The sequence below is a fragment of the Halioglobus japonicus genome (assembly GCF_001983995.1).
GTDB classification, from domain to species: Bacteria; Pseudomonadota; Gammaproteobacteria; order Pseudomonadales; family Halieaceae; genus Halioglobus; species Halioglobus japonicus.
The window spans coordinates 1,324,889-1,343,561 of record NZ_CP019450.1 but is presented as its reverse complement, the minus strand read 5'-3'; the positions used below and the strand labels follow the sequence as shown (position 1 = coordinate 1,343,561).

The 18,673-nt window shown below is 56.6% G+C and carries 27 protein-coding genes; 9 read left to right on the top strand and 18 right to left on the bottom strand.

Annotated elements, in window-relative coordinates:
- Positions 1 to 732: a LytR/AlgR family response regulator transcription factor gene (locus BST95_RS06420; RefSeq protein ID WP_084198589.1), complete on the top strand. Its 732-nt coding sequence runs from the start codon at positions 1 to 3 to the stop codon at positions 730 to 732.
- A gap of 3 nt (positions 733 to 735) precedes the next feature.
- On the opposite strand, the gene BST95_RS06415 is transcribed toward BST95_RS06420, so the two are convergent.
- On the bottom strand, positions 736 to 990 hold the full coding sequence (locus BST95_RS06415; RefSeq protein WP_084198588.1) for a DUF6316 family protein: 255 nt from the start codon (positions 988 to 990) through the stop codon (positions 736 to 738).
- Positions 991 to 1,159: 169 nt separating this feature from the next.
- Here BST95_RS06415 and BST95_RS06410 point away from each other — a divergent pair, with 169 nt between their 5' ends.
- From BST95_RS06410 to BST95_RS06375, 8 genes are all read left to right on the top strand, one after another.
- The gene (locus BST95_RS06410) at positions 1,160 to 2,227 is read left to right on the top strand and encodes a sensor histidine kinase (RefSeq protein WP_084198587.1); all 1,068 of its coding nucleotides are present in this window, start codon (positions 1,160 to 1,162) and stop codon (positions 2,225 to 2,227) included.
- A gap of 124 nt (positions 2,228 to 2,351) precedes the next feature.
- Positions 2,352 to 2,948 (top strand): GspH/FimT family pseudopilin, encoded by a 597-nt coding sequence (locus BST95_RS06405; protein ID WP_169843864.1) that lies wholly within the window; start codon positions 2,352 to 2,354, stop codon positions 2,946 to 2,948.
- A gap of 1 nt (position 2,949) precedes the next feature.
- A complete protein-coding gene (pilV, locus tag BST95_RS06400; RefSeq protein ID WP_169843863.1) occupies positions 2,950 to 3,552 on the top strand; it encodes a type IV pilus modification protein PilV in 603 nt (200 codons plus the stop codon).
- Positions 3,552 to 4,565, top strand: a complete 1,014-nt coding sequence (locus BST95_RS06395) for a PilW family protein (RefSeq protein WP_084198584.1) — start codon at positions 3,552 to 3,554, stop codon at positions 4,563 to 4,565. Before pilV ends, BST95_RS06395 begins: the two co-directional genes overlap by 1 nt.
- The gene (locus tag BST95_RS06390) at positions 4,565 to 5,068 is read left to right on the top strand and encodes a pilus assembly PilX family protein (RefSeq protein ID WP_084198583.1); all 504 of its coding nucleotides are present in this window, start codon (positions 4,565 to 4,567) and stop codon (positions 5,066 to 5,068) included. Before BST95_RS06395 ends, BST95_RS06390 begins: the two co-directional genes overlap by 1 nt.
- Before the next feature lie 63 nt (positions 5,069 to 5,131).
- Positions 5,132 to 9,091 (top strand): pilus assembly protein, encoded by a 3,960-nt coding sequence (locus BST95_RS06385; protein ID WP_169843862.1) that lies wholly within the window; start codon positions 5,132 to 5,134, stop codon positions 9,089 to 9,091.
- A gap of 3 nt (positions 9,092 to 9,094) precedes the next feature.
- A complete protein-coding gene (locus tag BST95_RS06380; protein ID WP_157114460.1) occupies positions 9,095 to 9,541 on the top strand; it encodes a type IV pilin protein in 447 nt (148 codons plus the stop codon).
- A gap of 16 nt (positions 9,542 to 9,557) precedes the next feature.
- Positions 9,558 to 9,866 carry a hypothetical protein gene (locus BST95_RS06375; protein WP_084198581.1) on the top strand — a complete coding sequence of 103 codons (309 nt, stop codon included), beginning with the start codon at positions 9,558 to 9,560 and terminating at the stop codon, positions 9,864 to 9,866.
- A gap of 85 nt (positions 9,867 to 9,951) precedes the next feature.
- Here BST95_RS06375 and rplQ read toward each other — a convergent pair whose 3' ends face one another.
- From rplQ to rplN, 17 genes are all read right to left on the bottom strand, one after another.
- Complete coding sequence (rplQ, locus tag BST95_RS06370; RefSeq protein WP_066055320.1) at positions 9,952 to 10,338, bottom strand: 50S ribosomal protein L17; 387 nt, start codon at positions 10,336 to 10,338, stop codon at positions 9,952 to 9,954.
- Between the two features lie 61 nt (positions 10,339 to 10,399).
- Positions 10,400 to 11,404 (bottom strand): DNA-directed RNA polymerase subunit alpha, encoded by a 1,005-nt coding sequence (locus BST95_RS06365; protein WP_066055323.1) that lies wholly within the window; start codon positions 11,402 to 11,404, stop codon positions 10,400 to 10,402.
- Positions 11,405 to 11,439: 35 nt separating this feature from the next.
- Positions 11,440 to 12,060, bottom strand: a complete 621-nt coding sequence (rpsD, locus tag BST95_RS06360) for a 30S ribosomal protein S4 (RefSeq protein WP_066055326.1) — start codon at positions 12,058 to 12,060, stop codon at positions 11,440 to 11,442.
- A 24-nt stretch (positions 12,061 to 12,084) separates the two neighbouring features.
- Complete coding sequence (gene rpsK / locus BST95_RS06355) at positions 12,085 to 12,477, bottom strand: 30S ribosomal protein S11 (protein ID WP_066055329.1); 393 nt, start codon at positions 12,475 to 12,477, stop codon at positions 12,085 to 12,087.
- Between the two features lie 100 nt (positions 12,478 to 12,577).
- Positions 12,578 to 12,934, bottom strand: a complete 357-nt coding sequence (gene rpsM / locus BST95_RS06350) for a 30S ribosomal protein S13 (protein ID WP_066055332.1) — start codon at positions 12,932 to 12,934, stop codon at positions 12,578 to 12,580.
- A 149-nt stretch (positions 12,935 to 13,083) separates the two neighbouring features.
- Positions 13,084 to 13,200 (bottom strand): 50S ribosomal protein L36, encoded by a 117-nt coding sequence (gene rpmJ / locus BST95_RS06345; RefSeq protein WP_066055334.1) that lies wholly within the window; start codon positions 13,198 to 13,200, stop codon positions 13,084 to 13,086.
- A gap of 26 nt (positions 13,201 to 13,226) precedes the next feature.
- Positions 13,227 to 14,552, bottom strand: a complete 1,326-nt coding sequence (gene secY / locus BST95_RS06340) for a preprotein translocase subunit SecY (protein WP_066055336.1) — start codon at positions 14,550 to 14,552, stop codon at positions 13,227 to 13,229.
- Positions 14,553 to 14,987 carry a 50S ribosomal protein L15 gene (gene rplO, locus BST95_RS06335; RefSeq protein ID WP_084201069.1) on the bottom strand — a complete coding sequence of 145 codons (435 nt, stop codon included), beginning with the start codon at positions 14,985 to 14,987 and terminating at the stop codon, positions 14,553 to 14,555.
- Between the two features lie 15 nt (positions 14,988 to 15,002).
- Positions 15,003 to 15,185, bottom strand: a complete 183-nt coding sequence (rpmD, locus tag BST95_RS06330; protein WP_066055339.1) for a 50S ribosomal protein L30 — start codon at positions 15,183 to 15,185, stop codon at positions 15,003 to 15,005.
- Positions 15,186 to 15,203: 18 nt separating this feature from the next.
- Entirely contained in the window at positions 15,204 to 15,719 is a 516-nt protein-coding gene (rpsE, locus tag BST95_RS06325; RefSeq protein WP_066055341.1) for a 30S ribosomal protein S5, read from the bottom strand.
- A gap of 12 nt (positions 15,720 to 15,731) precedes the next feature.
- Positions 15,732 to 16,082 carry a 50S ribosomal protein L18 gene (gene rplR, locus BST95_RS06320; RefSeq protein ID WP_066055344.1) on the bottom strand — a complete coding sequence of 117 codons (351 nt, stop codon included), beginning with the start codon at positions 16,080 to 16,082 and terminating at the stop codon, positions 15,732 to 15,734.
- Positions 16,083 to 16,092: 10 nt separating this feature from the next.
- Complete coding sequence (gene rplF / locus BST95_RS06315; RefSeq protein ID WP_084198580.1) at positions 16,093 to 16,617, bottom strand: 50S ribosomal protein L6; 525 nt, start codon at positions 16,615 to 16,617, stop codon at positions 16,093 to 16,095.
- A 32-nt stretch (positions 16,618 to 16,649) separates the two neighbouring features.
- Positions 16,650 to 17,045, bottom strand: coding sequence for a 30S ribosomal protein S8 (rpsH, locus tag BST95_RS06310; protein ID WP_066055349.1), 396 nt, complete (start codon positions 17,043 to 17,045; stop codon positions 16,650 to 16,652).
- Positions 17,046 to 17,060: 15 nt separating this feature from the next.
- Positions 17,061 to 17,366 carry a 30S ribosomal protein S14 gene (gene rpsN, locus BST95_RS06305; protein ID WP_066055352.1) on the bottom strand — a complete coding sequence of 102 codons (306 nt, stop codon included), beginning with the start codon at positions 17,364 to 17,366 and terminating at the stop codon, positions 17,061 to 17,063.
- Positions 17,367 to 17,378: 12 nt separating this feature from the next.
- Positions 17,379 to 17,918, bottom strand: coding sequence for a 50S ribosomal protein L5 (gene rplE / locus BST95_RS06300; RefSeq protein WP_066055355.1), 540 nt, complete (start codon positions 17,916 to 17,918; stop codon positions 17,379 to 17,381).
- A 25-nt stretch (positions 17,919 to 17,943) separates the two neighbouring features.
- Entirely contained in the window at positions 17,944 to 18,255 is a 312-nt protein-coding gene (rplX, locus tag BST95_RS06295) for a 50S ribosomal protein L24 (RefSeq protein WP_066055358.1), read from the bottom strand.
- 21 nt (positions 18,256 to 18,276) lie between these two features.
- Positions 18,277 to 18,645, bottom strand: coding sequence for a 50S ribosomal protein L14 (gene rplN / locus BST95_RS06290; protein WP_066055362.1), 369 nt, complete (start codon positions 18,643 to 18,645; stop codon positions 18,277 to 18,279).
- Positions 18,646 to 18,673 lie beyond the last annotated feature (28 nt).

Here is an 18,673-nt window from a genome sequence, read left to right as displayed (position 1 = left end):
ATGAAAATCTTGGTCGTCGACGACGAGCCCCTGGCGCGCGAGCGGTTACTGAGACTGGTGGCGCGCCTACGCCCCGACGCAGACTGCCTGGAGGCCAGTGACGGGGAGGCCGCACTGCAACTGGCCAGGCAACACCTGCCCGAACTGATTTTGCTCGACATTCGCATGCCCGGACTGGGCGGTATCGAGGTTGCTGCGGCACTGGCAGAACTGGAAGCCCCGCCAGCTATCGTGTTCTGCACCGCCTACGACGAATACGCACTACAGGCCTTCCAGCAGCAGGCCGTGGCCTACCTGCTAAAACCGGTGCGCGAGGCCGACCTGGAAAAAGCGCTGCTAACCGCAGGCAAGGTCAACCGCCTGCAACTGGCGGAGCTGAATAGCCTTGGCAGCGGCGATATCGAGCTGATTTCCAGCCAGACTCACCGGGGTGTCGCCACCCTGCCACTCAAGGATATTCGCTGTTTCGTCGCGGAGCACAAATACGTAACCGCGCACACACCCGCTTCACAGCTGGTGCTTCAACAGAGCCTGCGGGATCTTGAAGAGAGTTACGGTGACCGCTTTTTACGCGTCCACCGCAATACACTGGTAGCAACTGCCCATATTCAACGCCTGGAAAAAAGCGATGAAGGCAGCTGGTGCGTGGTACTGGGTGGCATGGACGACAAACCGATTATCAGCCGCCGCCATTTGAGTGAAGTCAAAGCGAGAGTGGCGAACCCCGAGTAGGGTTTACTTGGGCTTCAGCGACCAGTCACTGTGCCCCGGTGCGGCCGCGTGGTCATCCGTGGCACCATCGCCGAGAATCCCCGAATTAGCGACTTTGATATAGGCCTCAAGGCGGGCCTGAGCCTGCATTCGGTCGCCAAAAGGTCCCTCCATCGTACCCTCGCGGGTCGCGAAAAACCACTGTCCATTGTGCTCGAAAAAGCGATCTGAGCGAAAAAAGCTCTTCTCTTCCTGGTCGCTTTTGCGTCGTTCTGTCATGGCCGTTTGTCTGTCGCTGAGAGAGTCAGTGAATACACCTCAAACTGTAGCACAAGCACCCGCTAACCCCCGGTCAAAAAACGTGACCCAGCGCACGTTTTGAACCGCACTGGACGACTGGAGCAAGCCCGGTCATGATGATGCCAAACCCCCGAACGAAGGAATTGGCATGTCCGCAGGCCTGCCCTCGCAAACAGACCCCACTGGCAGTGACGCCAGCGAGGGCGGCGCACTCTTTATTCCCAATCTGTGCAGCCCCCATGCGGTGCTGTTTATGGTACTGCTCACCGAGCTCATTGTGATGGTCCATGTACTGGCGAGCAGCAGCCTGCGGGGCTTCGACTGGCCCCTGCTGGCCGGCGGTTCAATGCTGGCGCAGTGGATTGTACTGCTCAGCGGTGCCTTGCTGTGCTGGCTGCGTGAACCCCTCTCCGGCTTCTCGCTCCCCATAGCCACCATCCTGTGCCTGATCATCATCAGTCTGGTCACTGCGTTGAGCAGCTATCTCGGCCAGACCCTGCTGGCGCCGCTGACAGAGGTGCCCCAGCAGGTCAGCTGGATTGTGCGCAACGTGGTCATCGCCAACGTGCTAGGCGGTATCGTGTTGCGGTACTTCTCCCTGCAACAGCAATTACAGATCCAACAACGCGCCGAGTTGCAGGCCCGCCTGGACTCGCTGCGCGCCAGAATCCACCCGCATTTCCTGTTCAATACACTGAACAGCATTGCCAGCCTCATCGAAACCCGCCCAGAGCGGGCCGAACAGGCTGTGGAGGACCTGGCCGAGCTGTTTCGGGCAAGCCTCAAGGACAGCAACAACCGCACGACCGTGGCAGACGAGTTGCATCTGGTCGACCTCTATCTGGCGATTGAAAAGCTGCGCCTGGGGGACAGACTGGCGGTAACCCGGGACGTACAGCCTGACTGCCTCCCGGTCGCCATGCCTTCCCTGCTGCTGCAACCGCTGGTGGAAAATGCGGTATATCACGGCGTGGCGGCGATTCCAGCGGGCGGCGAGATAGTCATACGCATCTGGCGCGAAGAACACTGTCTTCACGCCCGCATTGAAAACCCTACCCCTGCTAAAGCCCCCCCTTCTGAGGGAAATCAGGTGGGCCTGGCCAATGTGGAGCTGCGCCTGAAGGCCATGTTCGGCGCCAGCGCCACCCTGGTCGCCAGCCACGCCGCCGGAAGGTTTATTGTCGAACTCCGCTATCCCGACCAAAAAAGTGATTAAAATCACATTTTTCCTTTGATTCCCGCCGCTTATCGCGGTTTCTTACCGTTTATCAATAAGCATATTGCTTGTCCCAAGTGAGTTTCTAAACTACGTATGGGGATGAGTACTTTTGGAGTGCAAATTGCTCGAAACAACGAAACAAAAAAATTCGCTCACCGGCTCACTGCAGCAAGGGTTTACCCTCGTGGAGCTGATGGTGGTGATCACCGTTCTGCTGGTGTTACTCGTGGTCGCGGTGCCTGGACTATCCAGCCTGATTCGCAACAATCAGATGGTCACTGACACCTATGCACTGAGAGCCACTTTGAATAACGCTCGCTCAGAGGCAATCACGCGTCGCGCGCGTGTCGTTGTATGCCCAACGACCGATGGCAGCGCCTGTGTTTCATCCTCTGATTGGAGTACCGGCTACATGACGTTCGTGGATACTGATCAAAACACCGTTCCGGACCCCAATGACCCAGCTGAAGAACTCATTCAGTGGGAGCCTCGCAGTCGCGCCATGGAAGTGCTCTTTGATAGTGTATCGGGCGCTCAGACCGTGGCCTTCAGCTCGCGCGGCATTGCACTCGGTTCGGAAGGCACCTTCCTGTTCTGCGATGAACGCGGCGCAGCCGAAGCACGCGGTCTGCAGCTTACTCCTGTCGGCTCGGTCAGGTCTGCAATTGGCGCTGAGGTATCTGCCGCCGCCGCCAATTTCTCCAGTGAGTGCCCCTGACATGAACACCACAACAAAACAGCAGGGAATGACCCTGATTGAAGCACTGATCGCTGCAGTGATTTTGGCCATCGGCATTCTCGGTATCGTTAGCCTATTAGGCGTATCGAAGGTGGCTCAACACGACACCGTGCAGCGAACTCGCGCTGTGTCACTGGCCGATGATTTGCTGGAACGCATCCGTCGCAACCCTGAGGGCGTTGCCGAATACACAGCTCACAACCCGCTGAACGGCTCGAGCGGTCCGGCCATGGTCACCAACTGTGCCACCACAAGTTGCACAGCTGAAGATCTCGCAAAATTCGATCTGGACAATTGGGAAAGTCTCCTTGCAGGCTCAGCCGTCACCGCCCCCGATCCGAACGGCGATGCCAGCAGCACCGCAGTGCTGCGTGACGTTGCTGCCTGCGTGAACTTCACCGCGGACACGGGTAAGACCAACACCGGGATTATCGACATTGTCATCCAGTGGCGCGGCATTAGTGAAACCTTTGACGCAGCCACCGGCGACACGATTTGCGGCACGGATTTTGCCAACGAGGATAAACCCTACCGGCGGCAAGTCGTGATCAGCAGCTTCATCTTTGACGAGGGCGATATGTAATGAAAATTCGGCAAAGACACTATGCAAGAACAACACATCACGGCGGCTTTTCACTCATTGAGTTTATGGTGGCAATGGTGCTCGGCATCATCGTCATCGCGGGCGCTGTATCAGTCTATCTGGCATCCACTCGCTCACTCACAGAGGTCGACCAGGTAGCGGGCATCTCCGAGAACGGCCAGTTTGCACTTCAACTGATCAGCTATTCCGCCAAACATGTGGGATTCTTCGGTGGGGTTTATCACGAGGATATTGTTAAGGACGGTTCTCTAAACACATCAATCACCAACGACTGCACCGGTGATGCGGCTGCCTACAACACCGGCGAATCGCTGATGGCGATGACCGTAGGCGCAGACAATCTAGCGTACGGCTGCATTACCGACGCACGGGAAAACACCGACGTGCTCGTGATCAAGAACGTCATCCCAGCTCCCATCGCCGCTGACCCGAATGACAGCACGGGCAACACCTTCCCGTCAGGTGAGATCGACGTTAAGACCACCTATCTGGTGGCCAACTCCGAAGCGGGCATGCTGGTTGATGGCGCCGACTCAATGCCGTCCATCGGCACCGGGACGTCATACGCCCTGGCCAACGCCTGGCCCTACAACGTCGAGGTTTACTATATCCGCGATTCGGCCATTCCGACATTAAGCCGGATGGTGCTGACCTGGGATGGTTCGGGAATGGCCATGCAACGCCAGGACCTGGTACAGGGCGTTGAAGACATGCGCTTTTTGTTTGGCTTTGACACTGGCGTGGATGGCACCGCCGATGCGGTCGCCGCTGACCCTAACGACGTGGGGAGCAGCGGCTGGGACCAGGCAACGTCAATGCAAGCCTACATCCTGATGCGCGCGGAAAACGACGACTACGACTACACCAACGAGAAGACCTACACGCTCGGGGATCGCACCGTTACCCCAAATGACACGTTCCGCCGCGTTCTATTACATGCCGATATCACCCTGCGTAATCCCAGAATCGTGCTCCGCGGAGGTGCTTCCTAATGCTGAAGAGCTATAAACATCAATCGGGCATCGCACTCGCGACAGCGCTGCTGTTCCTGCTGGTGGTGACCATCATCGCAGTCACCGCCGCCAACAACAGTGCGCTGGGCTTAAAGATGTCCACCAATATGCAGGACTCCTACAAGTCCTTTCAGGCGGCCGAGGCAGGCATTTACGGGACTATGGCGCTGGCAGGCACAGCCCAGGATCCCTTTAACCGGCAACCGATAGTCAACGACCCGTTCACAGGCTTAAGTGGCGCCCACCCGCTCAGGAATGTCGCCGACGACCCCAACAACCCCGACGCGAGCAATGTTGACGTCGACGTGATACTCATCGGTATTGATCGCACTTGCCCCAGACCACCAGGTGGCAGAGGCGGCAGCAGCGTTGGTGTTTTTGATTGCGACTACTACCACATTCAGTCCGAACACAGGCTGCCGGGCCGTGCCCGCACGCAGGTTGAGCTCGGCGTCGTCAAAACTGTGATTGGCAGTGGCTGATCCATGCGCATATTTCACTTTCAGAAAGGTCAGCACCTCAGCAATCCACCGGAGGATAGCTCAATGAACACTGAGAAACTCACCACCCTCGGGCACTGGGCCCGCGGCGCCGCCCTGGCGCTGCTCGCAGCCAGCCTGGGCACAAGTGCCGACGACACAGAGATTTACAAATCTGAGTTTGACGCCTCCTCCGGCGCCCGCCCCAAGGTCCTTATTGTTTTCGATGACTCGGGCAGTATGGCCACTCAGGTCACTGAGGAGCGCCCACCCTATGACCCCACCGAGTCCTATGACGGCGGCGCCCCGGATGGACGCGTCTACTGGGCACGACGCAATGATGACGGCACGGTCACCGCGCCGGCGCCCGACAGCAGCCAATACTTTTCAGCCAGTGCCAACCGCTGTGATGCCTCATACACCCCACTGACCAACAACGGCCGCTTTACCCCGGAACGCGCACTGCGCTGGGTTGATTCATCGATTGAAGAGGGCCAGTGCGAGTATGTGTGCCCGGATGGTCAGACCTATCGCAACCCCCCTGGCCCCAACAACGCCGGTTGTTATACCTATGAGACCGGTACGGTACCGCTGAATGTATTGGTCTGGGTCCAGGATGACTCCGGCAATGACTGCCCTGGTTCTTTGTACTATGTGGACCCAGAAGGCCCCAACAATGACGCCTGCTATCAGGAGGTAGTCAGCAGCAACAGCACTTCCGGATGGGTCTACCGTGACAATGACAGCGGAAACGACTGTAGCGGAGGGCTCACCTATCTCGATATCGAGATTCCCGGCCCCGATAATGACTACGACGCTTGTTTCGAATGGGTGAGCGGCCCGGCCTATAGCGATGGCTGGGTATTCCAGGGCGATCGGGTTCAGGTGTGTGAAGACGACACCCTCATTCCCGGCACATGGGAAGACCTGAGCGAAAGTTCCTCCTCACGCAATACCACCCATGTTGAGTGCCGCGACGACCTTACTGGAGAGACGCCCAATCCCAGCAACGGCAGCGGCCAGGCAGACGGCTTCCCTCAGGACAACGTCGCCACCGGCAATGAGTACGGTCCGGACATCGATAATTCCATCGACTGGGGCAGCGAGGCGCTGACCTTCTTCACGTCGCACTACATCGACTACCTAAACGATGACAGCCTCATTGTTACCCGGTCGCGCCTGGAGATTGCCCAGGATGTCATCGGCACCATGATCGAAACCAATACCAGCATTGATTTCGGCCTGATGGAATTCAACCGCAACGCGCAAAACAGTGTGGGTGACGAGGATGTCTACGATGGCGGCCGCATCATTCAGGGCATTGTAAGCGACATGAACACAACCCAACGTGAAAACATGGTAACGCTGGTGGAAAGTATTCAGGCATCGGGCAGTACCCCGCTTTGCGAATCGTTCTATGAGGCCTATCGCTACATTGCGGGTAAGGATGTGCTGTGGGGCAACGACGCTGCCCCGACCAGTAGCTATTCCACCTCCGACATCGCCCCCAAGGATACCGCGGCGGAATCTGGCGGCACCTATATCCAGCCCAACTCCAGCTGTGCCTACACCTACATCATTCTGATGACAGACGGTGAACCGCAGAACGACAGCTCGGCCAACTCGTATATCAAGACCCTGACTGGCGCTACCAGTTGCGGTTCCTATCCGTTCTCGAACCAGGGCAACCGCGAGAGCTGTATGCCGGAACTGGCCGAGTACATGGCCAAAACCGACCTGGACAATGACTCAACCAACGGCGACCAGTACGGCATTACGTACACGATTGGTTTTGCCACCAATCAGCAGCTGCTGGAAGACACCGCGGACAAGGGCAAGGGCGATTACTACACTGCCACCAACTCCCAGGAACTCGCCGACGCGTTCCAGGGCGCCCTAGTGGGCATTCTCTCTCGAGAAACCACCTTCACCTCACCGGCGGTAGCGGTTGATACCTTCACCCGCACACGCAGCCGGGACGAGGTGTTCTACGCGATGTTTGAACCCAGTTTGACGGTCGACTGGATCGGCAATATCAAGAAGCTCAAGGTCAAAATTGACGGTGATTCCGCCGTCATCGTCCAGGCCGACGGCACCACGCCGGCCATCGATTCAGCCTCTGGCGACATCCTCGAGACCGCAACCACCTTCTGGAGCACTAGTGCAGACGGTGGCCGGGTCGGCGAAGGTGGCGTAGGCGCGCTGCTCGCCGCCCGAGATCCGGCGACACGCAATGTGTTGACCAATACCGGCAACGCCGGTGCTCTGCAGGCCTTCAATTCAACCAATATCAACGCCACCAGTATGGGCACAATAGACGACCTGGCACTGTGGAACCTGTTCGGGGCATCAACCAGTGACGCTTTCAACAAGCAGCTGAACTGGGCGCTGGGCTACGATACCTATGACGAGGACGATGAACCCAGCACCACGGTCAGAAGCTGGATCATGGGCGATATTCTCCACAGCCAGCCTCTGGTGGTGAACTACGGTGCACGCACCAATGCCTTTACCAATGACAACCCGGATATGCGGATCATCTCGGGCACCAACCACGGCTTCGTGCACATGTTCGGTAACGGCGACGGCCAGGAAGACTGGGCCTTCTTCCCGAAAGAACTGGCCGAGATTCTGCCAGTGCGACGCCGCGACCAATCGTCCAACGACAACGTGTACGGCATGGACCTAACCCCCGTCTCGTACACTTTCGATAGCAACAGCGATGGTACGCTCAAGTCGAGCGATGGCGACAAAGTATGGGTTTTCCTTGGCATGCGCCGGGGCGGCGAATCCTACTACGCGCTGGATATCTCGACTCCGGATACACCTTCGTTCCTGTGGCGCATCGGTTCGGATATGACGGCCTTTGCCGAGCTTGGCCAGACCTGGTCGGAACCAGTGGTAACCCAGATCCCGGGGCATGTGGATGCAAACGGTGTTCCCAAGCCTGCCCTCATTTTCGGTGCAGGTTACGACACCAACAAGGATCTGACCGGGCTTGGCACTGCCGACTCCCAGGGTCGTGGCGTGTTTATCGTCGATGCCGCCACTGGCTCCTTGATCTACAGCTTCACGCCCGGTGCAAACAGCGCCACCAATCTTCAGGAAACCGGCCTGACTCACTCAGTACCCGGTCAGGTGAAAGCATTCGACAGCAACGCCGACGGTCTGACCGACCGGATCTACTTCGGTGACACCGGTGGCAACATATGGCGCATTGATCTGGCGGGGAACGCCATTCCCGACGCCAGTAACAAGCCATGGCGCATTGTTCAGTTCGCGGCACTCAATGGCAATGATGAAGACAACGACAGACGCTTCTTCAATGCACCTGATGTTGTTCGCATCCGCGAAGAAGGCATCGCCATCGATGCAGTTATTATCGGATCTGGTGACCGAACCAACCCGATTGCGCTAGATGTTCAAAATCGCCTGTACATGCTAAGGGACGAGGCCATCGGCATTTACAGCACGAACCGCCCGAGCGACGCTACATGCTCTGGTGGAAGTGCCCCCGATGACTTCCGTTGCGTGCTGCCGCTGCGTGAAAACCTCCTGTATGACATCACGGCTGATCTCATTAACACGGGGGACGAAACTGAGCAGGCTACTGCGCAAGGCGCGCTTGACGCAGCCAGCGGCTGGATGATGGGTCTCGAAGCGCCAGGCGAAAAGAGCCTCGCAGAAACGCTCACTATTAACGGGCGTGTCTTTGCAAGTACATTTACCCCGTCAAATATAGTGAGCGACATCAATATCTGTGAACCTCAGGCGGGTACTGGTCAGATGTATGTTATCGACCTCTATACCGGTGATCGGGATACCATCATTCTCGGTTCGATCATTCCCGACGCGCCATCGCTGCACTTCTCCGAAGATGGCTCGATCCGCGTACTACTGCCCCCTGGTGCACCCCCGAACAGTCTAGACGAGCCTGGCACGGTCGATTGCACCAGCGGCGTCTGCGACCTGGGCGAGAGCCTGCGTCCACCCTACGGCAACTACTGGTACCAGGAGGACTACTAATAAATGGATATGCCAACACAGAAACGCCGGGCAGAGCAGGGTTTCACCCTTATCGAAGTCATGATTGTGGTGGTGATTGTCGGCATCCTGCTGGCAGTCGCCCTACCCTCTTATCAAGAGGCGCTGCAGAAAGGTCGAAGGGCTGACGGCAAAGCTTTCCTGACGGAAGCCGCTAACCGCCAGGAACAATACATGCTCGACAGAAGCACATACACGACAACACTAAGCGAACTGGGCCTGGGAACACAGTCTGATGAAGGGCATTACACGGTGACTGCCTCTGCGTGCGCAAGTGGCGATTTGACCCGTTGTTATGTCCTCACTGCCACACCAACTGGGACTTCTCCCCAAGATGGCGATGAAGATTGTTTCACCTTCTCACTCGATTCATCAGGCAGCAAGCGGGCATTGAAGAAAGATGGCACCGCCGCAACTGCCCTTTGTTGGTAAGCATAGGAGATTCACCATGCAAGTATCCAAGCTGACTGCACTGGCACTGGGATTACTATTAGTCCAGAGCGCCTCTCACGCACAGGAGCGCGTATACCCAAAGCACAGTGTCGACTGTCAGGTCATCACTGAAAAAGGCACACGAGGCCTTGTCACGCTTCAGGCGAACTCACTTGATATTGCCGAAGCGAACGCTGCAGGGCAGATCGCCCGCACCATGACCGGCACACGTGAAGCTGCTGTCGATGTTACCGAGTGTGTCATGGATGGCCAGTCCTTCAGCGACAGCAGCTTCGAGTCCTGGCGAAAGTCACTTCCACGTTAAGCCTATTTAAATGAGGCACAAAAAAGCCGGGCATAGCCCGGCTTTTTTATTGTCTGTCAGACTGACGCTGACAACGGCCGAGGAATCAATCCTCGTCGTCGTAAGCCTCAACCTGGGGGCGATCCACCAGCTCAACGTAGGCCATGGGAGCCTTGTCGCCAGCGCGGTAGCCGCACTTCAGGATGCGAATGTACCCGCCGGGACGAGACTCGTAGCGCGGGCCCAGCTCATTGAAGAGCTTGCCGACGGTCGCCTTGTCGCGGGTGCGGTCGAAAGCCAGGCGGCGGTTAGCCACGCTGTCTTCCTTGGCCAGGGTGATCAGCGGCTCAGCATAGCTGCGCAGCTCTTTCGCCTTGGGCAGGGTGGTTTTGATCAGCTCGTGCTCCACCAGTGAGTTGGTCATGTTACGGAACATGGCCTTGCGGTGGGAGGAGTTGCGATTCAGTTGACGTCCACTGTGACGATGACGCATTTTTCCAATCTCTCTATTAAGGTGCTATCTCAGCACACTGCTATTCAGTTGACCGGGGAGCTTAAACGCTCAGTACCCGGTCGTCGTTTTTCAGGCTGGCGGGCGGCCAGTTGTCCAGGCGCATACCCAGGGACAGACCACGTGAAGCCAGTACATCCTTGATCTCGGTGAGCGACTTCTTACCCAGGTTCGGGGTTTTCAGCAGCTCAACCTCAGTGCGCTGCACCAGGTCGCCGATGTAGTAAATGTTTTCTGCCTTGAGACAGTTGGCGGAGCGAACGGTCAGTTCCAGATCGTCCACAGGGCGCAGCAGAATAGGATCTACTTCGTCCTCTTCCTCAACAGACTCAGACTCAGATTCGCTCTCCAGGTCAACAAACACGGCCAGCTGTTGCTGCAGGATGGTCGCGGCGCGACGGATCGCCTCTTCCGGGTCGATAGTGCCGTTGGTCTCCAGGTCCAGAATCAGCTTGTCCAGGTCGGTGCGCTGCTCTACACGAGCCGCGTCAACCACGTAGGACACGCGATGTACTGGCGAGAAGGTGGCGTCCAGCTGCAGGCGACCAATCGAGCGGGTCTCCTCTTCCGGATTCTCACGAGAATCGGCGGGAGAGTAGCCGCGGCCACGGGCCACAGTCAGCTTCATGTTGATTTCGCTGTCGCCATTCAGGTGGCAGATCACGTGATCCGGGTTGCGGATCTCGATGTCGTGGTCCACCTGGATGTCGCCGGCAGTTACTGCACCCGGGCCTTTCTTGGTCAGGGTCAGCTCTGCTTCATCCTTGCCGTTCATCACCAGGGCAACGCCCTTGAGGTTCAGCAGGATTTCGATAACGTCTTCGTTAACACCTTCGATTGCACTGTACTCGTGCAATACGCCGTCGATCTCCACCTCGGTGATTGCACAACCGGGCATGGAAGACAGCAGGATACGGCGCAGGGCGTTACCCAGAGTGTGGCCAAAGCCGCGCTCCAGGGGTTCCAGGGTTACCTGGGCGCGAGTAGCGTTCTTTTCATCAACGTTGATTACTCGCGGGGTCAAAAATTCAGTCACTGCACTCTGCATACGGGGCACCTTTGTAGGTTAATTCCTAACGTGGATTACTTGGAGTAAAGCTCGACGATCAGGTTTTCGTTGATCTCGCTGGAGAGATCTGCACGATCGGGTACAGACTTGAAAGTACCTTCCAGCTTGTCAGAGTTAACTTCGATCCACTCGGGTTCGCCGCGCTGGGCAGCCAGGGCCAGGGCAGACTGGACGCGCAGCTGCTTCTTGGCCTTTTCACGCAGGGACACAACATCACCTGCTTTTACCTGGTAGGAAGCAATGTTCACTACCTGGCCGTTTACCAGGATCGCTTTGTGCGCTACCAGCTGGCGCGCTTCAGAGCGGGTAGAGCCGAAGCCCATGCGGTAAACAACATTATCCAAACGAGATTCCAGCAGCTGCAGCAGGTTTTCGCCGGTGGCGCCTTTCAGGCGGGCGGCTTCCTTGTAGTAGTTGCGGAATTGCTTTTCCAGAACACCGTAGATACGACGTACTTTCTGCTTTTCACGCAGCTGTACACCGTAGTCAGACAGGCGGCCGCGACGGGCGCCGTGCTGGCCGGGCTGGGTTTCTGCTTTACACTTGCTTTCGAGTGCGCGCACACCGCTTTTCAGGAACAGGTCAGTTCCTTCACGACGGGAGAGCTTGCACTTGGGTCCAATATATCGAGCCATGTCTAGTTCTTCCTCTGAGCGCTGTTATACGCGACGTTTCTTGGGCGGACGGCAGCCGTTGTGGGGGATCGGTGTAACATCGGTGATGTTGCTGATCTTGTAACCACAGGCATTCAGTGCACGTACGGCAGACTCACGACCAGGGCCGGGGCCTTTAACTTGCACGTCCAGATTCTTCAGACCGTATTCCTTGGCCGCTTCACCGGCGCGCTCAGCTGCAACCTGGGCAGCGAACGGGGTGCTTTTGCGAGAACCACGGAAACCGGAGCCACCAGCGGTAGCCCAGCTCAGGGTGTTGCCCTGACGGTCAGTGATAGTGATGATGGTGTTGTTGAAGGACGCGTGTACGTGCGCGATACCGTCGACAACAGTCTTGGTGATTTTCTTACGAGTGCCTTTGGCACCTGGCTTCGCCATGTCGTTTTCCTACTTTAATATCAACACTGCACTCGGTGCAGCTACACTAAAAAGGATTCGCTGTGAGTGGGCCGAGGCCCGAACCCGTTAGGGTCGCTCCTTACTTGCGAATCGGCTTACGCGGGCCCTTACGGGTACGCGCATTGGTCTTGGTGCGTTGCCCGCGCAGCGGCAGGCTGCGACGGTGACGCAGGCCGCGGTTGCAGCCCAGGTCCATCAAACGCTTGATGTTCATGGAGACTTCCCGACGCAGGTCACCCTCGACGGTCATCTCAGCTACTTTGCCACGCAGTGCATCCATGTCTTCCTCGGACAGATCGCCGATCTTGGCGTTCTCTGCAACACCAGTAGCGGCGCACAGTTCCTTGGCAGTGGTGCGACCTACACCGTAGATGTAAGTCAGTGAGATAACAGCGTGCTTGTTATCAGGTATGTTGACACCGGCAATACGAGCCATCCAACTTTCTCCAATTACTCTCTTTTTCGCTTAACTGCGGTTTACGCAAACCACTGATTTTCTTCGGTTTTCCGAAAATCAGCCAGTGGAGCGCGCGAAAGGCGCAGCATTCTAGCGATATCGTTACTAAAAATCAACTACGCCGGGAATTAACCCTGGCGCTGCTTGTGACGCGGATCGGTGTTGCAGATTACCCGCACCACACCGTTGCGGCGCACAACCTTACAGTTGCGGCAGATCTTCTTTACTGATGCACGTACTTTCATCGTTACTTCTCCGTATCATCCGGCGCTTAGCGAACGCGACCGGAACTACCAATATTTTTCAGGTTGGCCTTTTTCATCACCGAATCGTACTGGTGAGACATCAGGTGACTCTGCACCTGGGCCATAAAGTCCATTACAACGACAACCACAATCAACAGTGAGGTGCCGCCAAGGTAGAACGGCACGTTGGCTGTTACTACCAGGAACTGAGGAATCAGACACACAATGGCGATATACGCCGAGCCAAATACCGTCAGTCGAGTCAGCACGCCGTCAATGTAATTGGCGGTCTGCTGACCGGGGCGAATACCAGGTACGAATGCACCGGACCGCTTCAGGTTGTCAGCTACTTCTGACGGGTTAAACATCAACGCCGTATAGAAGAAGCAGAAGAACACAATAAACACCGTGAACAACAAAATGTTCAGCGGCTGGCCGGGGCCAATCGCCACGGCAAGGTCTTGCAGCCAGTCTGCGCCATCACCCGAGCCAAACCACTGGGCAATAGACGCCGGGAACAGCAGGATGCTGCTGGCGAAAATAGCCGGGATAACACCCGCCATGTTCACCTTCAGGGGCAGATGCGAGCTCTGCGCCTGGTACATCTTGCGGCCTTGCTGGCGCTTGGCGTAGTTCACCGTGATGCGACGCTGGCCACGCTCGATGAAGATAATCGCAAAGATCATCACAATCGCGAATGCCAGAATGCCCAGCAGCAGCAGAATGTTCAGCTCGCCCTGGCGCGCTTGCTCCAGAGACTGGCCGATCGCCGCGGGCAGGCCCGCTACGATACCGGCGAAGATCAACAGTGAGATACCGTTACCTACGCCCTTTTCTGTAATCTGCTCACCGAGCCACATCATGAAGACTGCGCCGGTTACCAGAGAAGTGATTGCGATCACATAGAACAACATCGATGTGTCGTAGCTCATTCCCTGATTGGCCATACCCACGGTCATACCAGTGGCCTGGATAATAGCCAGCACTACTGTCAGGTAGCGCGTGTACTGGCTGATTTTACGGCGGCCAGACTCGCCTTCTTTCTTCAGCTGCTCCAGTTGGGGCGTGACTGCCGCCATCAATTGCATAATGATCGATGCAGAGATGTAAGGCATGATGCCCAGCGCCAGGATCGACATACGTTCCAGGGCGCCACCGGAGAACATGTTGGCCAGACCAAGGATGGTTCCCTGGTTCTGGTTGAACAGTGCCTGCAGCTGGTTGGGGTCAATTCCCGGAACGGGAATATGAGTCCCGATCCGATAAACGATAATTGCCAGTAAGACAAAACGAAGGCGAGCAAAAAGCTCGCCCATGCCTGCCTTATTTACTGAGGGCGCCTGTCCCGCCATTTAGTCCTCGATCTTTCCGCCAGCTTTTTCGATAGCTTCGCGGGCACCTTTGGTGACCGCAAGGCCTTTGACCGTAACGGCCTTGCTCAGTTCACCTGACAGGAAAACACGAGCGCGGGTTACGTTCTGCTTGACCAGGTCGGCAGCCTTCAGGGCTTCCAGATCGATCACTTCAGCTTCTACTGCATTCAGCTCACCCAGACGGATCTGCGCAGTAGTGCGCGCGATGCGTGAGGTGAAACCGTACTTGGGCAGGCGCTTCTGCAGGGGCATCTGGCCACCCTCGAAACCGGGGCGAACACTGCCGCCGGAACGAGACTTCTGACCTTTGTGACCACGGCCGGCAGTTTTGCCGTAACCGGAGCCAATGCCGCGGCCAACGCGCTTGCTGTCTTTCCGAGCACCCGGGGCGGGGCTCAGGGTATTCAGTCGCATTACTTCTGACATGATTTAGTCCTCAACCCGTACCAGGTAGTTAACTTTGTTGATCATGCCGCGAACGGAAGGAGTGTCTTCCACTTCTACGGTATGACCAATACGACGCAGGCCGAGGCCAGCAACGCACGCCTTGTGGTTCTTCAGGCGACCGTTGGTGCTCTTAACCTGGGTAACTTTGATCATTGCTTTTGCCATGACGAATCAACCCAATACTTAGTTCAAAATTTCTTCGACAGACTTGCCGCGCTTGGCAGCAACGTCTTCGGGAGCAGCCATATCACGCAGGCCATTAAAGGTTGCGCGAACCACGTTCACCGGATTGGTGGAGCCGTAGGCCTTGGCCAGTACGTTGTGTACACCCGCGATTTCCAGCACGGCGCGCATCGCACCACCGGCGATAACACCGGTACCTTCAGATGCAGGCTGCATGTAAACCTTGGAAGCGCCGTGGGTGGCGGTTACAGGGTACTGGATAGTGCCGTTGTTCAGCTCTACCTGGATCATGTTGCGACGGGCAGCTTCCATTGCTTTCTGGATCGCAACAGGCACTTCGCGCGCCTTGCCACGGCCGAAGCCAACTTTGCCGTTGCCATCGCCTACTACAGTCAGTGCGGTGAAACCGAAGATACGGCCACCTTTAACTACTTTAGCTACGCGGTTGACCTGTACCAGCTTCTCCTGGAGATCGCCTTCGGTCTGCTGCTGCTTTTTCTGGTCGTTAAAAGCCATTTACTCGTACCCTTAGAATTCCAGTCCACTTTCACGTGCGGCGTCGGCGAGAGCCTTGACGCGGCCGTGATACTTGTAACCTGCGCGATCGAAGGCAACCTGCTCGATGCCTGCAGCCTTGGCACGCTCTGCAACCAGCTTGCCTACGGCGGCAGCGGCGTCAGTATTGCCAGTGGCGTTCTTACGCAGTTCAGCGTCCAGGGTAGAAGCGCTGGCCAGTACCTTGTCACCTTCCGGTGCAATCACCTGGGCATAGATATGCCGAGGAGTACGGTGCACGCTCAGGCGGTTAACACCCAGGGTACGCATACGGGCGCGAGCGCGACGTGCGCGACGCAACCTTGAATCATTCTTTGCACTCATCTCAACTTACCTACTTTTTCTTGGCTTCTTTACGACGGACATACTCGTCGGCGTAGCGAATACCTTTACCCTTGTAAGGCTCCGGCGGACGGTAGCTGCGGATCTCGGCAGCTGCCTGGCCTACGGCCTGCTTGTCGATGCCCTTGACCACGATCTCGGTCTGGCTGGGAGTTTCCGCAGAAACGCCTTCGGGCAGTTGATAATCTACAGGGTGGGACAGGCCCACGGTCAGGTTGACTGACTTGCCGGAAGCTTTGGCACGGTAACCAACACCGTTGAGTACCAGCTTCTTCTCCCAGCCTTCGCTGACGCCCTTGACCATGTTGTTTACCAGCGCGCGAGTAGTGCCAGCCATAGCTTTGTTCTTCTCGTCGTAGGCAATGGTCAAGACGTTGTCATCCTGAGATACCTGTACACCTTCGACCAGTGAAATGGCCAGGGTACCTTTACTGCCCTTAACGGAGAGGTCGCGACCATCGATCTTGACCTCTACGCCGCTCGGCAGTGATACCGGATTATTTGCGACTCTAGACATTGTGAATGCTCTTTAAATCTAACGTTAATAAATCAGAATACTGTGCACAGCACTTCACCGCCGACACCGGCAGCGCGCGCAGCGCGATCAGTCATCACACCCTTGGAGGTGGACACGATTGCAACGCCCAGGCCACCGCGAACGGAGGGCATTTCATCCTTGCCTGCGTAGTTGCGCAGACCGGGACGGCTGATGCGATCGATTTCAGCGATAACAGGCTTGCCCTGGTAGTACTTCAGCTCAATGGCCAGGCGGGGCTTGCCGGAATCGTTGGTTGCGTTGAAGTCAGCGATGTAACCCTCTTCCTTCAGCACGTTTGCAACAGCAGCCTTCAGCTTGGAACCGGGCATTTCTACACCAGTCTTGCCAGCCATCTGGGCGTTGCGAATACGGGTCAGCATATCTGACAGCGGATCTTGCATGCTCATTTCAATATCTCTCCGTTACCAGCTGGCTTTAACCAGGCCAGGCACATCACCGCGCATCGCTGCTTCACGCAGCTTGTTACGGCTCAGGCCAAACTTACGATATACCGCGTGGGGACGGCCGGTGAGCTGGCAGCGACGCTGCTGGCGAACCGGGCTGGCGTCACGGGGCAGCTTCTGCAGGGCGATCTGGGCGTCCCACTTCTCTTCGTCAGAGGCGTTCACATCAGCGATGATCGCTTTCAGAGTGGCGCGCTTCTGAGCGTACTTAGCTACCAGACGTGCACGCTTGTTTTCACGCGCAATCATAGATTTCTTAGCCATGAATAAAGCCTCTTAACCTTTCAGGGGGAAGTTGAAAGCACGCAGCAGAGCGCGGCCTTCATCGTCCGTACGAGCAGTGGTAGTGATAGTGATATCCATGCCGCGCAGGGCATCTACCTTGTCGTAATCAATTTCAGGGAAGATGATCTGTTCAGTCACACCCATTGCGAAATTACCGCGGCCGTCAAACGACTTCGGGCTGATGCCACGGAAGTCACGGATACGGGGAATCGCGATGCTGATCAGACGATCCAGGAACTCATACATACGCTCAGAGCGCAGAGTTACCTTACAACCGATGGGCCAACCTTCACGAACTTTAAAGCCCGCGATTGATTTACGCGCCTTGGTCACTACTGCTTTCTGACCGGAGATCTTCTCCATGTCAGCAACAGCGGCTTCCAGAACCTTCTTGTCGCCCAGTGCTTCACCAACACCCATGTTCAGGGTGATCTTGGTGATGCGGGGAACTTCCATCACGTTATCCAGACCCAGCTCTTCTTTCAGCTGAGCTGCGATCTCGTTCTTGTACTTGTCTTGCAAAGTTGCCATTTCTATTACCTGTTAACCCTTGCGCTTAGCTGATCGCTTCGCCGCTGGATTTAAAGATACGAGTCTTGGTGTCGCCTTCGACCTTGAAGCCAACACGATCAGCCTTGCCGGTCGCAGGGTTGAAGATCGCCACGTTAGAAACCTGGATGGGCGCTTCTTTTTCCACGATACCGCCGGCAACTCCCGCCTGGGGGTTGGGCTTGGTGTGCTTCTTAATCATGTTGATACCAGCGACAATCAGCTTGTCGTTATCCAGTACCTTGCGAACCTTGCCGCGCTTACCCTTGTCCTTGCCGGCCAGGATAATCACTTCGTCATCGCGCTTGATCTTCAACATTTCTCTTTCCTCTCCTCGGCCTTAAATTACTTCAGGGGCCAGGGAAATAATCTTCATGAACTTTTCGCCGCGCAGTTCGCGAGTTACCGGGCCGAAGATACGGGTACCGATAGGCGCTTCCTGGGTGTTCAGCAGTACTGCGGCGTTATCGTCAAACTTGATCAGGGAGCCATCGTTGCGACGAACACCTTTCTTGGTGCGTACAACTACAGCAGTCATTACCTGACCCTTCTTGACCTTACCGCGGGGGATAGCTTCCTTAACGGTAACCTTGATCAGGTCGCCGACGCGCGCGTAACGACGCTTGGAACCACCCAGCACCTTGATGCACATCACACGACGTGCGCCGCTGTTGTCTGCGACTTCCAAATACGACTGTGTCTGAATCATCTCTTACTCCAAACTGCGGCTTCCGCCG

Excerpts from the sequence above, each read along its gene's own strand:
- BST95_RS06420 (WP_084198589.1), top strand. The coding sequence starts at position 1 with ATGAAAATCTTGGTCGTCGACGACGAGCCCCTGGCGCGCGAGCGGTTA.
- BST95_RS06415 (WP_084198588.1), bottom strand. The coding sequence starts at position 990 with ATGACAGAACGACGCAAAAGCGACCAGGAAGAGAAGAGCTTTTTTCGC.
- BST95_RS06410 (WP_084198587.1), top strand. The coding sequence starts at position 1,160 with ATGTCCGCAGGCCTGCCCTCGCAAACAGACCCCACTGGCAGTGACGCC.
- pilV (WP_169843863.1), top strand. The coding sequence starts at position 2,950 with ATGAACACCACAACAAAACAGCAGGGAATGACCCTGATTGAAGCACTG.
- BST95_RS06395 (WP_084198584.1), top strand. The coding sequence starts at position 3,552 with ATGAAAATTCGGCAAAGACACTATGCAAGAACAACACATCACGGCGGC.
- BST95_RS06390 (WP_084198583.1), top strand. The coding sequence starts at position 4,565 with ATGCTGAAGAGCTATAAACATCAATCGGGCATCGCACTCGCGACAGCG.
- BST95_RS06385 (WP_169843862.1), top strand. The coding sequence starts at position 5,132 with ATGAACACTGAGAAACTCACCACCCTCGGGCACTGGGCCCGCGGCGCC.
- BST95_RS06380 (WP_157114460.1), top strand. The coding sequence starts at position 9,095 with ATGGATATGCCAACACAGAAACGCCGGGCAGAGCAGGGTTTCACCCTT.
- BST95_RS06375 (WP_084198581.1), top strand. The coding sequence starts at position 9,558 with ATGCAAGTATCCAAGCTGACTGCACTGGCACTGGGATTACTATTAGTC.
- rplQ (WP_066055320.1), bottom strand. The coding sequence starts at position 10,338 with ATGCGTCATCGTCACAGTGGACGTCAACTGAATCGCAACTCCTCCCAC.
- BST95_RS06365 (WP_066055323.1), bottom strand. The coding sequence starts at position 11,404 with ATGCAGAGTGCAGTGACTGAATTTTTGACCCCGCGAGTAATCAACGTT.
- rpsD (WP_066055326.1), bottom strand. The coding sequence starts at position 12,060 with ATGGCTCGATATATTGGACCCAAGTGCAAGCTCTCCCGTCGTGAAGGA.
- rpsK (WP_066055329.1), bottom strand. The coding sequence starts at position 12,477 with ATGGCGAAGCCAGGTGCCAAAGGCACTCGTAAGAAAATCACCAAGACT.
- rpsM (WP_066055332.1), bottom strand. The coding sequence starts at position 12,934 with ATGGCTCGTATTGCCGGTGTCAACATACCTGATAACAAGCACGCTGTT.
- rpmJ (WP_066055334.1), bottom strand. The coding sequence starts at position 13,200 with ATGAAAGTACGTGCATCAGTAAAGAAGATCTGCCGCAACTGTAAGGTT.
- secY (WP_066055336.1), bottom strand. The coding sequence starts at position 14,552 with ATGGCGGGACAGGCGCCCTCAGTAAATAAGGCAGGCATGGGCGAGCTT.
- rplO (WP_084201069.1), bottom strand. The coding sequence starts at position 14,987 with ATGCGACTGAATACCCTGAGCCCCGCCCCGGGTGCTCGGAAAGACAGC.
- rpmD (WP_066055339.1), bottom strand. The coding sequence starts at position 15,185 with ATGGCAAAAGCAATGATCAAAGTTACCCAGGTTAAGAGCACCAACGGT.
- rpsE (WP_066055341.1), bottom strand. The coding sequence starts at position 15,719 with ATGGCTTTTAACGACCAGAAAAAGCAGCAGCAGACCGAAGGCGATCTC.
- rplR (WP_066055344.1), bottom strand. The coding sequence starts at position 16,082 with ATGAGTGCAAAGAATGATTCAAGGTTGCGTCGCGCACGTCGCGCTCGC.
- rplF (WP_084198580.1), bottom strand. The coding sequence starts at position 16,617 with ATGTCTAGAGTCGCAAATAATCCGGTATCACTGCCGAGCGGCGTAGAG.
- rpsH (WP_066055349.1), bottom strand. The coding sequence starts at position 17,045 with ATGAGCATGCAAGATCCGCTGTCAGATATGCTGACCCGTATTCGCAAC.
- rpsN (WP_066055352.1), bottom strand. The coding sequence starts at position 17,366 with ATGGCTAAGAAATCTATGATTGCGCGTGAAAACAAGCGTGCACGTCTG.
- rplE (WP_066055355.1), bottom strand. The coding sequence starts at position 17,918 with ATGGCAACTTTGCAAGACAAGTACAAGAACGAGATCGCAGCTCAGCTG.
- rplX (WP_066055358.1), bottom strand. The coding sequence starts at position 18,255 with ATGTTGAAGATCAAGCGCGATGACGAAGTGATTATCCTGGCCGGCAAG.
- rplN (WP_066055362.1), bottom strand. The coding sequence starts at position 18,645 with ATGATTCAGACACAGTCGTATTTGGAAGTCGCAGACAACAGCGGCGCA.